The 14,732-nt window shown below is 61.6% G+C and carries 12 protein-coding genes; 1 reads left to right on the top strand and 11 read right to left on the bottom strand.

Features of this window, described 5'->3' with window-relative positions:
- Nucleotides 1-60: 60 nt before the first annotated feature.
- The 9 genes from mdcH to AB7M26_RS07450 form a co-directional block, all read right to left on the bottom strand.
- Nucleotides 61-972 (bottom strand): malonate decarboxylase subunit epsilon, encoded by a 912-nt coding sequence (gene mdcH, locus AB7M26_RS07490; protein ID WP_123500200.1) that lies wholly within the window; start codon nucleotides 970-972, stop codon nucleotides 61-63.
- Nucleotides 969-1,589, bottom strand: a complete 621-nt coding sequence (locus AB7M26_RS07485; RefSeq protein ID WP_123500202.1) for a malonate decarboxylase holo-ACP synthase — start codon at nucleotides 1,587-1,589, stop codon at nucleotides 969-971. The genes mdcH and AB7M26_RS07485 overlap by 4 nt, the downstream gene beginning before the upstream one ends.
- A complete protein-coding gene (mdcE, locus tag AB7M26_RS07480; RefSeq protein WP_123500204.1) occupies nucleotides 1,583-2,386 on the bottom strand; it encodes a biotin-independent malonate decarboxylase subunit gamma in 804 nt (267 codons plus the stop codon). The genes AB7M26_RS07485 and mdcE overlap by 7 nt, the downstream gene beginning before the upstream one ends.
- A complete protein-coding gene (locus AB7M26_RS07475; RefSeq protein ID WP_123500206.1) occupies nucleotides 2,383-3,234 on the bottom strand; it encodes a biotin-independent malonate decarboxylase subunit beta in 852 nt (283 codons plus the stop codon). The genes mdcE and AB7M26_RS07475 overlap by 4 nt, the downstream gene beginning before the upstream one ends.
- On the bottom strand, nucleotides 3,227-3,526 hold the full coding sequence (locus AB7M26_RS07470) for a malonate decarboxylase subunit delta (RefSeq protein ID WP_123500208.1): 300 nt from the start codon (nucleotides 3,524-3,526) through the stop codon (nucleotides 3,227-3,229). The genes AB7M26_RS07475 and AB7M26_RS07470 overlap by 8 nt, the downstream gene beginning before the upstream one ends.
- Nucleotides 3,526-4,401 carry a triphosphoribosyl-dephospho-CoA synthase gene (locus AB7M26_RS07465; protein WP_123500210.1) on the bottom strand — a complete coding sequence of 292 codons (876 nt, stop codon included), beginning with the start codon at nucleotides 4,399-4,401 and terminating at the stop codon, nucleotides 3,526-3,528. The genes AB7M26_RS07470 and AB7M26_RS07465 overlap by 1 nt, the downstream gene beginning before the upstream one ends.
- Complete coding sequence (gene mdcA, locus AB7M26_RS07460) at nucleotides 4,401-6,071, bottom strand: malonate decarboxylase subunit alpha (protein WP_123500212.1); 1,671 nt, start codon at nucleotides 6,069-6,071, stop codon at nucleotides 4,401-4,403. The genes AB7M26_RS07465 and mdcA overlap by 1 nt, the downstream gene beginning before the upstream one ends.
- Before the next feature lie 262 nt (nucleotides 6,072-6,333).
- Nucleotides 6,334-6,759 (bottom strand): hypothetical protein, encoded by a 426-nt coding sequence (locus AB7M26_RS07455; RefSeq protein WP_123500213.1) that lies wholly within the window; start codon nucleotides 6,757-6,759, stop codon nucleotides 6,334-6,336.
- A complete protein-coding gene (locus tag AB7M26_RS07450) occupies nucleotides 6,722-7,351 on the bottom strand; it encodes a nucleotidyltransferase domain-containing protein (protein WP_123500215.1) in 630 nt (209 codons plus the stop codon). Before AB7M26_RS07450 ends, AB7M26_RS07455 begins: the two co-directional genes overlap by 38 nt.
- Nucleotides 7,352-7,825: 474 nt before the next feature.
- Between AB7M26_RS07450 and AB7M26_RS07445 the strand changes: the two genes are divergently transcribed.
- Nucleotides 7,826-8,203: a DUF6124 family protein gene (locus AB7M26_RS07445; RefSeq protein WP_123500217.1), complete on the top strand. Its 378-nt coding sequence runs from the start codon at nucleotides 7,826-7,828 to the stop codon at nucleotides 8,201-8,203.
- A 149-nt stretch (nucleotides 8,204-8,352) separates the two neighbouring features.
- On the opposite strand, the gene AB7M26_RS07440 is transcribed toward AB7M26_RS07445, so the two are convergent.
- Together AB7M26_RS07440 and AB7M26_RS07435 are read right to left on the bottom strand one after the other, a co-directional pair.
- A complete protein-coding gene (locus AB7M26_RS07440; protein WP_123500219.1) occupies nucleotides 8,353-8,823 on the bottom strand; it encodes a chemotaxis protein CheW in 471 nt (156 codons plus the stop codon).
- The gene (locus AB7M26_RS07435) at nucleotides 8,816-14,719 is read right to left on the bottom strand and encodes an Hpt domain-containing protein (protein ID WP_123500221.1); all 5,904 of its coding nucleotides are present in this window, start codon (nucleotides 14,717-14,719) and stop codon (nucleotides 8,816-8,818) included. Before AB7M26_RS07435 ends, AB7M26_RS07440 begins: the two co-directional genes overlap by 8 nt.
- Nucleotides 14,720-14,732: the final 13 nt, after the last annotated feature.

Genomic DNA, 14,732 nt, shown 5'->3' with positions numbered 1-14,732 from the left:
AGTCCTCAAAGTGCATCGTCGGAATTGTTGTTTTTGTCGTTCGCAGCCTGAGTCGGTGATCTAGGGTTGGCGGCTTCCCTCCTCACGCAACAGCACCTGCAAGGTATCGAGCCGCGCACCGTCGAAGGCAATCACGGTGCCCTGCTCGAACACCCGGCGCGCCAGCCCGGTCAACACCGCACCGGGCGGCAGTTCGAGTTGTAGACGTACGCCACGCTCATAGGCGCTTTGTACCGTGCCGCGCCAATCCACCACGCGGCACATGTTGAACGCCAGGTCGTCGCGTAACGCCTCGGGATTGATAACGGGCCGGGCGCGACTGCCGCTCAGGTAACCCAGGGTCGGCGTTTTCAATTGCACCTTGGCGAAGGCTTCGGCGAGGATTTTTGCCGGTGCTTCCAGCAGCGGACAGTGGGACGGCACGCTGACCGCTAGACGCTTGGTCAGACCTGCACCACAACCTTTCGCCAACTCGGCAACCGCTTTCATCGCCTCGTCGCTGCCGGCAATCACCACTTGGTTATCGGCGTTGATATTGCCCAGGTAAACCGGTGTGTCGACGCTGTGAACCTGCGCCAGCAACCTTTCCACCGTCGCCAGATCCAGACCGATGATCGCGGTCATGCCATAGCCCTGAGGATAAGCCTGCTGCATCAGCTCACCGCGCAGGCTGACCAGATGCAGCGCATCGCTGAAGCTCAAGGCACCGGCGACCACCGCCGCCGGATAGGCGCCGATAGACAATCCGGCCACGTAATCCGCGCTCAATAACAACTGACGTGAAGCGGCGACTCCGGCGATCAGCAGGCATAACTGAACCGCCCTCGTCGACTGCAACGCCTCGGCAGAATCCAGCAGCAAAACATCTTCATCCAGCACCTCGCTCGCCTCGATCAGCGTTTCCCGAGGCAAACGATGAAGCATGCCCGGTTGCTGCGCGCCCTGGCCGGGGAACACCAGCAAACTGCTCACGCTGCTTGCTCCTGCGGGTTCCAGGGATCGGTGACCAGGCAGGCGACCTGAGCGTTTTTGAGCAGCACCCGTTGCGACGGGCCGGCCCATTCACGCAAGGCCACAGCGCCATGAGGTGTCTGCAATTGCATGTCGACCAGACATTCAGCGGTGCCGAGAAGAGTCGCCAACTCTCGCGCTTGAAGCCGGCTCAACGGTTGCGGTGTACGCAGGATCAAATCGAGATCGCTGCGCTCATGCAACGCCGCAAAACCACTGGCCAATTCAAATCCGGCGCTGCCGCTGACACCCCAAACCCAGCCGCAGGCGTCGAGCATTGGCCGCAGTTGCGCCAGTGCTCGCAAAGCCGGCAGATCCCTCGCCGTCTCGACATGACAAAGCTCTTCCGGCCTGACCCGACGTGAAATCGCCGTGATCGCCATCGACGTTGCATAACGCTGCTCGCGCAAGCGTCCGCGTACCCCGACCGCGATTTGATCCGGCGCAGTCATCGCACGCCGGACCACCACCGGCTGACCCACGCTGATCGACTCGATCACCCACACAGGCGCATCCACAGGCAACTGCTCCGGGGTCATCCCCCACAGCAGGTCGTGGGCCAGAAGCGTGCTCACCACTGCGCTCTCAGCAGTTGGCGAACCTTGCTCGACGCGGCGCGATTGTTCGCACCCAAGCGGCCGCTCAAATCGCGACGACCAGCCCCGACATCTTCAATCGCCTGAACCAGACACTCGTTCACCCGCGCCAGATCCGCCATCGTCGGCTGCTCGATCTGATCCACCGACAAGGTTTCCCAAAGCAAACCCAGGCTGGCAAAGCTGTCGATGTCATAGGCCATCGGCGGCACGCTGGCGGCCAAGGCTTCAAGTTCTTCGACACTGCGCAACGTCACTCGCGCCGCCGACGCCTTGCCCATCGCATGCACCATCACGCCCGGATCGCGCAACGCGATCAGCCGGTTGGCCTGATAGCCATGAGCGAGAAACGCCCCGGACATCGCCTTGCCCACCAGTAAACCAATCACTGCGTGCCCGGCCAGTCGGGCGCGGGCATAACTGTCCGCAGCACCGGCCAGGGCTTGATGAATGCCGAGGGCTTCTTCGCGCCGGCCGTAAGCCTGGCTCGGCACATCGACTATGGCGATCAAGGCGCGTTTTTGAGGTTTGTCGTTATCCGCGGCAATGACGTCATCCACCGCTTTGGCCAGGCCCCAGCCTTCCAGCAAACCGACCTCGCCATTGCGGGCGCGGACGAAGCGGTTGTCGGGATCGGCCACCACCGCGATAAATCGAACAGGTTGATCACCCAGCGCACCATCGGCGACTTTCAACGACGCCGGCAGACCCGCGACCGATTTCGCGCCGGCACTCAAGGCGTTGAACCAGTTCAAGCCTCTCAGGGAATACGAACTCATGAGCGCTCTCCTTGATACAGATCGCGAACCGTCGCCGGCTCGATTTGTGGTTCAGCATCCAGACGCGCCAGCCGTTGCAGAAACCATTCGGCCTGGCGGCTGCGTTGCTGCGCCGGCAAACCCTGCTGGAGCAACTCGCTAACCTGCTGCTGAATCTGCGCCACGTCGTCAGCCACGTAGCGATCCACCAACCCACTGGCGAAACGTTGCTCGCCGCCGGTCAGGCTCCAGATAAACGGGCGATCGCGGGAGTCGTATTCCTCAAGTCCGGCTTCCTGCTCAATCACTTGGGGGCCGTTGAGGCCAAGGCGCGCTTCCTGAGTCACCAGCAAATAACTGCATAACCCGGCGGCAATCGACATGCCGCCAAAACAGCCGACGCTGCCGGCGACCACGCCGACTATCGGTTGGTACTGGCGCAAATCGACAATCGCCGCATGAATATCGGCAATCGCCGCCAACCCGAGATTGGCCTCCTGCAAACGCACGCCACCGGTTTCCAGCAGCAACACGGCGCCAGTAGGAATGCCTTTGCGGTTGTCCTCGGCGGCCAGTTCCAGCGCGCCGGCAATTTTCGCCCCACCGACTTCACCGAGGCTGCCGCCCTGAAACGCGCCTTCGATGGCAGCGATCACCACCGGCAAACCGCCGATGCTGCCCTTGGCGATCACCACGCCGTCATCGGCTTGCGGCACCACGCCCTGGCGTGACAGCCATGGCGACATGACGCGCTGAAACGGGTCGAGCAGCTCACGAAAGGTCCCGGCGTCGAGCAACGCTCTTGCCCGTTGCCGGGCGCCGAGTTCGACGAAGCTATGTTTGCTGAGAAGCGCTGCGCTGTCAGTCATGGCTGATCTCCTCGAAGCCTTGTTCCAGGCGCAAACGCACCACGCCGGGAGTGGCGCCGAAATCGTGGATATCGATCGCCATCGCGGGCGGTGTCTGGCCGTCGAACATCCGCGTGAACAGATGCTGCCAGCGTTGTTCGCTGCCGTTGACCGAGGTCTGCACCTGGATCGTCAGCTTGCCGGCCAGCCCCGGTTCGATCAGCACTTCCAGATCGCCCGAGCCGACGCAGCCCACCAGCGCCCTGCCCCGTGGCGGCTGCCCGGCGGGGAATTCAAAGGATAAGGTTTCCATCAAAATACTCCCTGGAAGATGCCGGCGCCCGAGTCGATACGGTCGATAAACAGGCAGGCTGCGAGCAAGTCCGCAGCGCCGCCGGGCGAGGCATTCAACGCGATTAATTGTTGGTCCAGCTCATGCAAACGGCGGCGACCGGCCAGGCTCGCACTGCCGCCGGCGTCGAGCACGGCTTGGGCACCGAGTTGCATGGTCTGCAGGCCGGTTTCGCCTGCGCGGTAGAGCACGCAGGTATCGGCCAGTGTCGTCATGATCGCCAACAAGGCATCGAGCCGAGCGTTCTGTTCGCCATGGCCGGCGGCGCGGCTGAGTTTGAGTTGGGGCAGTGCGCGTTGAATCACTGCAGGGAAACCAAGCTGTGCTTCTTCGCGTGCGCCACGAGCACCGTAACGCTGGGCGACTTGAGCGCCATGGCTTAGAGGACGCGGGGCGTAGCGGTCGTCGAGCAAGGCCAGACGTGCAGCGCGCAACGTGATGCCGCTGGCGGTGCTGGATTCAGGTTCCAGCGCAGCGGCGGCTACCAACAGCCCCAACGCCCAGATCGCCCCACGATGAGTATTCACGCCGTCGGTGGTGGCGAGCATCGTTTGTTCACCGTCGCGGCCAATCCGCCCAAGGGCTTCGCGCAGGGATAAACCGACTTCGCCAAATTCGCTGGCCGCGTCCGCCATTGCCTTGAACGCCGGCCACAACGACAGCGCCGAGGCGTGCATCAGGCTCAGGTGTAAATCGGTGTGCGCACCATTGCCGCGACGATCCACCAGCGCCGGTTTCGGCGACAGATCAGCTTCGTCGATCAGCGCGTCCACCGCCAGATCCGCCAGCCGCTCAGTCAGGGTTAAAGGTTTCGGTTGCAGGTTGAATGCGTGCATTACCAGCTCCTGAACTTGGCGGGCGGGTTGTAGAGACCACCGGACCACTCCACCAGATCGGCCACGCTTTTCGCTGCGAGCAGCTCGCGGGTGGCGTCGGTGCGGCGGATGCCGAGATCTTCGGGCAAAGCGATCAGGCCTTCGCGGCGCATGCGCGCGGTGTCTTTCGGGTTGTGGCGCAGGCCGATGGCGGTCACCCCGGCGACGGCCGCGATCATCGCCTGACGCTCTTCGAGGGAACGGGCCTTGTACAAATAGGCGATGCCTTCTTCGGTCAGCAAGTGGGTGACGTCGTCGCCATAGATCATGATCGGCGCCAGCGGCATGCCGCTTTTCTTTGCTACTTCCACGGCATCGAGGGTTTCAACGAAGGTCGGTTTGCCGCCCTCCTGGAAGGTCTCGACCATTTGCACCACGAGTTTTTTACCGCGCTCCAGCAATGCTTCGGGCGCATCGTCGTGACGCATATCGAGCCAGGCCGGCGTGCCATGGCGGCGACCGCGCGGGTCGTGGCCCATGTTCGGTGCCCCCCCGAAACCGGCCAGACGACCGCGGGTCACGGTGGAGGAATGGCCGTCGCCGTCGACTTGCAGGGTTGCGCCGATGAACAGGTCCACCGCGTATTGCCCGGCCAGTTGGCAGAACATCCGGTTGGAGCGTAGTGAACCGTCGCGGCCGGTGAAGAACACATCGGGCCGGGCAGCGATGTAGTTTTCCATGCCCAGCTCGGTGCCGAAACAATGCACGCTTTCGACCCAGCCGCTTTCGATGGCAGGGATCAAGGTTGGGTGAGGATTGAGGGTCCAGTTGCGGCAGATCTTGCCCTTGAGGCCGAGGGATTCGCCGTAGGTCGGCAGGATCAGTTCGATGGCCGCGGTGTTGAAACCGATGCCGTGGTTGAGGGACTGGACGTTGTGTTTTTCGTAGATCCCGCGGATCGCCATCATCGCCATCAACACGTGTACAGGCTTGATGTGCCGTGGGTCGCGGGTGAACAGCGGTTCGATGTAGAACGGTTTGTCGGCCACCACGACGAAATCGACCCAGGACGCCGGGATGTCCACGCGAGGCAGGTCACTGACGTCGTCCACCAATTGGTTGACCTGAACGATGACGATGCCATCACTGAAGGCGGCCGGTTCGATCAACGCGGGGGTGTCTTCGGTGCTCGGCCCGGTGTAGATGTTGCCGGCGCGGTCGGCCATGAAACCGGCCGAGAGCACGACGTTGGGAATCAGGTCGACCACCAGCCGCGCATAGAGCTCGATGTAGGTGTGGATCGCGCCGATTTCCAGCAGGCCGTCTTCGAGCAACTGACTGATGCGCAGGCTTTGGGTGCCGGCAAAAGAGAAGTCGAGCTTGCGGGCGATACCACGCTCGAACAGGTCCAGGTGCTCGGAACGCCCGACGCTGGGCATGATCATGTGCAAGTCATGCAGCTTGCCCGGATCAGCCTTGGCCAGGGAGCGGGAAAGGAAATCCGCCTGCTTCTGGTTATTGCCCTCCAGCACCACACGGTCGCCGGGCAGGATCAACGCCTCCAGCGCCGCAACGATCTTGTCGGTGGGCAACACCACACCGTCGGCAAGCCCCTTCACCAATTTGAGGCGCCGCTGCTTTTCGCTGCGCCGCCGCGTCCATCGCGAGTCGGGGGATATTGTTGTTGTCATGACCACTCCACGGGTTCGCTGTCGTGGGGGTCACCTTAGGAGCGTTGGGCGGGGGGCATCAATCAAGCGGAGTGTTGGATTGTTACGGTCAGGTTAATGATCGACAGAAGATCTCTGTTGCCAATACCGACCTCATCGCGGGCAAGCCCGCTCCCACAGTGTCCGTGTCGTGCTCAAATCCTGAGCCACCCACAATACCTGTGGGAGCGGGCTTGCCCGCGAAGGGGCCAGAACAATCCCCGCAGTTTTCAATGACGGGGCATTACACTCCGGTCATCTGCTGCTGCACACGAATCTGCAGCTGCGCGGTGCTTTCCAACAACTGCGCCAACAACGCCGGATCTTCATCCATATAGCCTTCGTACTCCGCCAGGTTTCGTCGCTCATGACACAGGGCGAATAGCCGAACCTGTACTTTGCCAACATCAGCGGTATGAACCAGGCACTGAAACACCAGGTATCGCTTGTCTGAACGGTAGCCGCACAAGCGAAGAGCCGTCAGTGCAAAGGCATGGGCAGCGTTATAAGCCAGGTCGAAACGACTCGCGAAGGAAAGCGAAGACGTTTGCGCGTCTTTCAATCGGTCCACAGCCGAACGCATCAGCCCTTCGCATTCCTTGCGATCCGGCGGCTCAGCTTTCAGTCCACCGCTACGTAACAGGTTTTCCAGGTTCTCGTTGCTGCCCATCCTTGGACTCCAAAGGGTTTCCCCCCATCAGATTGATCTTGTCCTGCTGCGCTACCCGCACGACAAAACTATTTTCAGCCACCAGTTTGGCGGCCCAGTCGTCGGGGGTGTAGAGCGTCGGGTTGAGGACGCGGCCCAACTGCTCTTCCATCGGCATGAGCCGCTCCATCACTTCACTGTAGTGCAGGCCCTTGCCGATCAGCATGAGATCAATGTCACTGGATGCGTTTGCCTGATCCTTGGCGATAGAGCCGTATACAAATGCCCAAGTGATCTGTTTGGCAAAAGGTTGGAGCGCCTGACGCAGAGGCTCGGCAATGCCAAAGGTTTTGCGGGCGATGCCCAGCAGTTCGGCATAGATCGGGCAGTCGGGATTGGCTTGATAGTGGGTCTGGTTGCCCTGCCGGGTCAGGGTCAGCACGCCTGCCCGCTGCAACCGATCCAGCTCGCGCATGAGGCTGCCTTTACCCACTTGAGCCCAGCGGGCGATCTCGTTGGCGTAAAAGCTTTCGTCGGGTTTACCAAACAGCAGGCCGAGCACTTTTTGCTGAGTGGTAGTGAACAAGGCTTCGCTTAGTGACAGGTTTTTCACGGCAACGACCGATAAGTCCCAAAAAAGGAACGATAGGTCCCTTTTTGGGAATCTTCAACCTGATGCAGAAACCTTTGTGGCCAGGGGCTTGTTGGAAGGTCCGGCCGCTTGGGTTTTGTGTTTAAAAGTTTGTCATCAGGAATGGTGAACGGCTACGCAGTCTGGCGTCGCTGCCTACAGCAATGCCGGAACCCGCTGACTGGTGCGGTTTTGCGTTGGTCTTTATCGTTTGGGGGTCGCTGCAAACTTAGCGACCGGGATTGGAACCCCGTGGTGTTAACGAGGCAAAAGCGCCTTTCATAACGTATGCTTGCGCACCTTTAATGTGTGCACTCCGTTATGGCGGCTGTGCGCGGGAGACCTTAGTGTCTGTCGGGTTTTGTCCGTTTGCCCGGGTTCCAGCCCGCGTACAGCTGCCACCCCTTCGATTGGAACCCGATGGAGCAGCTGAAACTCATTAAATGGAGCTTCACTATGTTCAAAGCTACTCCCAATCCCCCGGAAACCGACGCCGATTCCCAAGCATCCCTCGATGCAGAAAAAATGAAGGAAGCCGCCGACCGCGCCTTCTCCCATTACTTCCCCCCACTCCACGAAAAACCGGCCAAACGCCGTAAGTCCCAGCTCTTCACCGTCGCCCCCGATATCGACACCGAAGCCCTTCTGGCCAACGCCTCCGAAGACCTGCTGTCCATCAGCGCCATTGCTGCCGACCTGGCGGACGATGTGGAAGGCTCACGCCGCTCTGTAGCCTTGGCGCTCAGCCGTTTGGCCGATGGCGTGCAGTTGTTGGTCGAGCGGGTGCTGGATCATCATGAGTCGTTGCAGATGAAGGCTCGGGCTGGGGTTTAACAGTGAGGTCTTTGGCAAGTTGAAGGCCGCCTTCGCGGGCAAGCCCGCTCCCACAGTGTCCGTGCTGTGCTCAATTCCTGAGTCATCCACAATTCTGTGGGAGCGGGCTTGCCCGCGATGAGGCCGGTGAAATCACCACAATATCCGGATCAGTTGGCCAAACCAGCTGTAACCAACAGCTCCTCCAGCGCGAGCAAATCCGGCACCTTGGCCACTTGCTCCCCCACCTGCACCGCCGCCTGTTCCAGCGCACACAACGGCACATCGACATAACTCAACTGACTGTCGAGTTTGTAAGACCGCGGAATCCCCTGCACCAGCAGCGCAATGAACTTCAACTCTGGCCGCCCGCCGAGGGCGTTGAGGATGACGATCCGCGCCCGCTCACCGATCACCACTTTGTTCCCACACGCCGACTCAAAACTAAGCAATGGAATTTGCCTCTCCCGCCACGTCACCCGCCCCAAGTACCACGGCGGTGTATCGAGATCGAAAGCCCCCGGCTGATAGTCGATGAGTTCAGCGACAGCGACGTTGGGCAAGATCAGGTTGCGATCAGCCAAGGGCAATAAAAGCCCAGTGAGGTTGCTGGAGCGCTTGTTGAAGCGCAGCTCATGCATGGGTTTTGCTCCACAATGCGATGCTGTCGAGCAGCACCGATTCCTGGTATGGCTTGCCAAGGTAGTCGTTGACGCCGATGGCCATGGCGCGGTCGCGGTGTTTCTGGCCGGTACGGGAGGTGATCATGATGATCGGCAGATGCCGCAAGCGTTCGTCCGCGCGCACCTGGGTCGCCACTTCGAAGCCGTCCATGCGCGGCATTTCGATGTCCAGCAGCATCAGGTCGGGCATGTGTTCTTCGAGCAGCAACATGGCGTCGACACCGTCCTTGGCGATCAGCACGTTCATGCCGTGGCGTTCCAGCAAACGGCTGGTGACCTTGCGCACGGTGACCGAATCGTCGACCACCAGCACCAGCAACGGCCGTTGCGGCTCGGGCTCTACGTCTTGAGTCACAGGCCGCTTCGGCACCTGTGCTTGCATGGCGCGGATCGGCGCCAGCAAGTCGAGAATCAGCACCACCCGGCCATCGCCCAGAATCGTCGCACCGGACAAACCCTGCACCGCGGCGAACTGCGGGCCGAGGCTTTTGACCACGATTTCCCGGGTGCCGGCCATGGCATCCACTTGCACCGCAACGTGCCGCTCGTTGCACTGCACCAGCAACACCGGCAACGGCAGACTCTGGCCCAGCAGTTTCGGGCGGGTGCTGGTTTTCAGCAGCTCACCGAGATAGCACAACTCGTAACGTTGTCCGGCGTATTCGTAGGTCGGCGGATCGAGCCGGTAATGCCCTTCGAGTTCGTTGGGCAACACCCGCACGATGCCGTCGATGGTGTTCAGCGGAATCGCGTATTGATCCTCCCCGCACTGCACCATCAGCGCACGGTTGACCGACACGGTGAACGGCAGGCGAATCCGGAAATGCACGCCCTGCCCTGGCACCGAGTCGATGGTCATGCTGCCACCGAGCTGCCGGACTTCCTCGTGAACCACATCCATGCCGACGCCACGCCCGGAGATCTGGGTGATTTTCTCGGCAGTGGAGAACCCCGGTTGCAGGATGAATTGCAGCACGTCGCGGTCGCTGATGTCGCTGTCCGGGTCGAGCAACCCGCGCTTGATCGCCTTGCGCCGCACGGCGTCCAAAGGCACGCCGGCACCGTCGTCGCGGATGTCGAAAATGATGTCACCGCCCTCTCGCGACAGGTCGAGGGTGATCTTGCCTTGGGCCGGTTTGCCGGCCGCAATACGCACCTCGGCCGATTCCAGCCCATGGTCGACGGCATTGCGCAGCATGTGTTCCAGCGGCGCGGCCATGCGTTCGAGGACATTGCGGTCCATCTCGCCTTCGGCGTTGCCGACGACGAAGTCCACGTCCTTGCCCAGCTCGCTGGCGACCTGCCGAACGATGCGTTTCAAACGCGGCAGCATTCGCTCGAACGGCACCATGCGCGTACGCATCAGGCCTTCCTGCAATTCGGTGTTGATGCGGCCTTGCTGCTGCAGCAAGTTTTCCGCGTCCTGATTACGCCGCTCGAGGGTTTCCTTGAGGTCGAGCAGGTCGGAGGCAGACTCGAACAGCGCCCTCGACAACTGTTGCAGCTGCGAGTGGCGGTCCATCTCCAATGGGTCGAATTCTTCGTACCCCAGGCGTTCGGCGTCGACTTGCTGACGGCTGAGAATCCGCCCCTGGGTTTCGGTATCGAGGCGGCGCAACTGGTCGCGCATGCGCTCGATGGTGGTTTCCATCTCGCTCAGGGCTACCCGCGCGTCGTTGACCTGTTGTTCGATGCGGCCACGGAAGATTGAAGTTTCCCCGGCCAGATTGACCAGATCGTCGAGCAATTCCGCCGAGACCTTGACCGTGTCGGTGCCTTCCGGTTGCAGCGCGGTTGGCTCGGCTTTGGGCGCTACGGGCAGCGTCACGGGTTCCGATGTTTCGGGCACTGCCGGATGGCTGAAATTCTTGATCGCATCAATCAGCCGATCGGCCGGCGGCAATGGCTGACCGGCGCGGGTGGCGTCGAGCATCTGCGCCAGTCGGTCATGGCTGCGTTGCAACAGCGAGAATAGCTCGGCGGTGGGTTGCAGCACGCCCGCCGACAAGCCTTCGTAGAGAAATTCCAGTTCATGGGCCAGGTCACCAATCGGCACAATCTCCACCATCCGCGCGCCACCCTTGAGGGTGTGCAAGTCGCGCAGCAGGGTTTCCATTTCCTGGCGATTCGACGGCTCGGCCTGCCAGCGCAACAGCGCCGCGCCGGAGTTTTCAATGATGTCGAAACCTTCCTCGAGGAAGATCTCCAGAAGCTCGGAATCATGACCCGCCGAGTCATGGCTGACCGCTGGTTCGATCGCCTCGGCGCTGCCGGCATTGCCATGACGAAACTCACGAATGGCCGCGATCAACTCACCCGGATCACCCAACGGACGGTTGTGCTGCAACTGATCAAGGAACAGGGCCAGTCGGTCATGGCTCTGTTGCAGCAATTGCGCCAATACTTCGCTGTGGCTGTAACGGCGGTCCACCAGGCCTTCGTAAAGGTTTTCCAGTTCATGGGCCAGATCGCCGACCGGCTCGACCTCGGCCATCCGCGCACCGCCCTTGAGGGTATGCAAATCGCGCTGCAAGGACGACAGCGGCGCGCCGTTGTCCGGGTCACTCAGCCAGCGTTGCAAGGCCTGGCCGGCGCTTTCGAGGATATCCACCGCCTCTTCAAGGAAGATCGAAACGATTTCGTCGTCCAGCTCCACCTGCGTCGCGCTCTGCTCCAGCTCGGCGGTGGCGCTGCCCAGTTCGCGGATGCTCAGGGTGCGACTGCCGTCACTGCGGATCAGGCCCATGGAGGATGGATCGAGACTCTCATCGAGCAAGCCGCGCAAGGCACGCACCCGCTGCGGTTGCGCAGTGACTTCCTGGCCTGCGGCCAGTTCGTCGAGCATATTGATCAGCGCTTCATGGGCACTTTGCGCCTCATGAAAAAACCGGTCGCTGACCGCCAGGCTGCTTTCTTCCACCGCGCCATACAGGTCGAGCAAGGCTTCGCAGAGTTCATCCACCGGATGCAGATCGGCCAGGTGCGCGCCTTCGCCGAGGGTGGTCAGTTCGTCCAGTAGCGCGCTGAGTTCCTGTCGCTCGCCGGGATGCTGCTGCCAGCGCTGTAACAGGCTTTCGGCGTCCAGCAGGATGTCCATGCCCTGGGCAAGGAAGTTGTTGATCAGTTGCGGATCGCGCTTGATGCGCAGCTTGGTATTGGGCGTGCTCAACAGGCTGTGCAGACGCTCGGCCAGCACTGCGTGGGTGCGCTCGATCAGCGAGCGGGCGTCGGGGATTTCAGCCAGCGGGTCGCTCTTGAGTTGTCGCAACCCAAGGCGGAACAGCCCTTCGGCTTCCAGCAGCAATTCAACTTCGTCCAGGTCGAGGGCAATCCGGTGCGCCTTGTACTCCCGGGCCAGTTCATCCAGCGACGCCGCCAGCTCGGCAATCGGCAGCACGCCGGCCATCGAGGCGCTGCCCTTGAGCGTATGCAACGCCCGTTGCAACTCGTCGCTGGCCTGAAGCGGTACGTGTTCGGCGGCTTGGTCGAGGAAGCGATTGAGGCTGCTCAAATGGGTTTCGGCTTCGTTGCGGAAGATCTCCAGCAACAGTGGATCGAGCGCCGCGACATCCTGCACGTCCTCATCGGACACCGGCTTATCACCCTTGGCGAGGGCATGGGCACGGGCGGCCAGTTGATCGACATCGTTGCGCTGGCGCTGGGCATTGGCGGCGAACTCGGCCACCAGTTCCGGCAGCAGCTTCAGCGCATCGCCCACCAGTTGTTGCACCGCAGGGCTTGGGGCGACGCTTTGCTCAAGCACGCGGTTGAGCAGGTTTTCCACCGCCCAGGCCAACTCACCCAGCACCAGCGCACGGACCATCCGGCCACTGCCTTTGAGGGTGTGGAAGGCGCGGCGTAGTTCACTCAAGACCGATGTGCTGTCGGGATTGGCCGACCAGCGCGGCAGATACTCCTCGAGGATTTCCAGCACCTCGTCCGTCTCTTCGAGGAAGACGTCCCGTAGCTCATCGTCCACAGGCTCTTCACCGGCGGGCGGCGGCAACAGGCTACCCGGCGTGGTCAGGGCTGGCGGGTTGACGGACGATACGGGGCTGGCCAGCACATCGGCCAGGGACTGAACGGTTTCGGGGTCATCCAGTTCCTGCATGTCCTGCATAACCAGCGCTTCACTGGGGCTGAGCACATCCTTGAGCGTCGGCACCTGCTGTTCAATGGGGAAGAAGCCGAGCGAGGCCAGGCCTTTTTCCGCGACATCGAGCAGGTGTTCCCCCGGTGCTTCTGGGTCGTCGCTGAGGCGCTCCAGGTAATATTCGATGCTGGTGATGACGTCGGCCAGACTGTCCAGTTGCTGCCAGCCGGGCTGGCCCGGGTCCACCAGCAGATGTTCGCGGATGAAGCCGTTACAGGTCTCGACCAGGCTCGCCGCGCGGGCCAGCGGAATCATCGCCAACGCACCGCGCACCTGGGTCAGCAACGCCGGCAAGGGTTGCAAATGCTGGCGGTCCCAGTCGGCGTCGATGTAGTCAACGATCATGTCCTTGGCCTGTTGCAGGCAAATGCGCGCTTCCTTGATCACGATCTGATGGATCTGCGTCAGGTCAGTGGTCGGCAGTCGGCTGTCTTCCTGGCTTTGCGGCTCCACGGTACCGACCATGCCGGCCAGGGTCGCTTCGACATAAAGCAAGGCCCCGGCGACGTCCATGAGGGTCGCGTCGTTGGGTTCACGCTGGCCCTGAGCGAGGCTCAGCACCACTGCCAGTTGATCGATGATGACCTTGCGCGGCTGGCCGAAACCGAGCACCGCCAAGGTGTCGGCGATTTGCCGCAGGGGCGCCAACAGGCTTTCGAGGTCCGAGGTATGCTGACGGTCGCTGCGCACGAACAAGTCCAGGCGCTCCTTGACCCGCACCAGCTCTTCGCACAGCGCCGACAATACCGAGCGCATGGCGTCGCGGTCAGGGCCGGCCAGTCGTGCCCGTTCTTCATCGACCATCGCGCCGTCGGGTAGCGCGTCGTCAAGTGAGTAGCGATCTTTCATGGTCAGCATCTGCCCGGTGGGGTGTTCGGCCTTGGCAATATAGAACAACAAACTCTTGAGCAGCTGCGGCGGTGCCGGTTGATTGATTCCGGACATGCCCTGTTCGAGCAGACGCTTGAGCTCTTTATCGGCATCCTTGAACAGACTGCGCAACGCCGGGCTGTTGGCAATCGAGCCATTGCGCATGCCTTCGACCAGTGCCGAAGCGACTTGCCATAACGGGCTCAGCGGCGCGTTGTCGCACAGCGCTTCGAGGCGCGCAAACACCCTGGCCAGATAACCGAAGTGGGTTTCGTCATCCTGTTCGCGCAACAAACCGACCAGGGCCATCTGCAGCATCTGCCGCAATTTACGCAGTACATTCGGCAAGTCGGACGGTTCCAGCAGCGCCAAGGCCTCTGGGCCCAGAGGTAGCAGCTCCGGCAGTTGCGGGCTGAACAGGCTGGTTTCCGATAACAGGCTTTCGCCACGGGCGCTGCGCAAATCGTTGATCAACGGCAACACGACTAAAGGCAAATCACGACGGGCGCCTTGCACCCGGTCGAGGTAAGTCGGCAATTGCCCAAGGGCGTGCAGCAACAGATGGATCGCCTCGTCACGATGGCTGATGCGGTTCTGCTGCAAGGCGCTGGTCAGCTGCTCGATTTCTTCGGCGAGCAGGGCCGCGCCGTAGAATTCGACCATCTGCAAACTACCGTGAACCTGATGGACACAGGCCAGACACTCGCTCAGCGCGTGTGTCGCCTGCGGGTCGTCGATCAGGGTTTCGATTGCCTGATGAGCCTGCTTCAGCGTTTCGGCAATCTCGCCTTTGACCCACTCAAGGGCCACATAGTCGTGCCGATCACCCATAACCACTCCAATC

It is taken from the genome of Pseudomonas sp. F-14 TE3482 (genome assembly GCF_053629455.1).
This window is presented reverse-complemented; position numbering and strand designations above follow the sequence as displayed.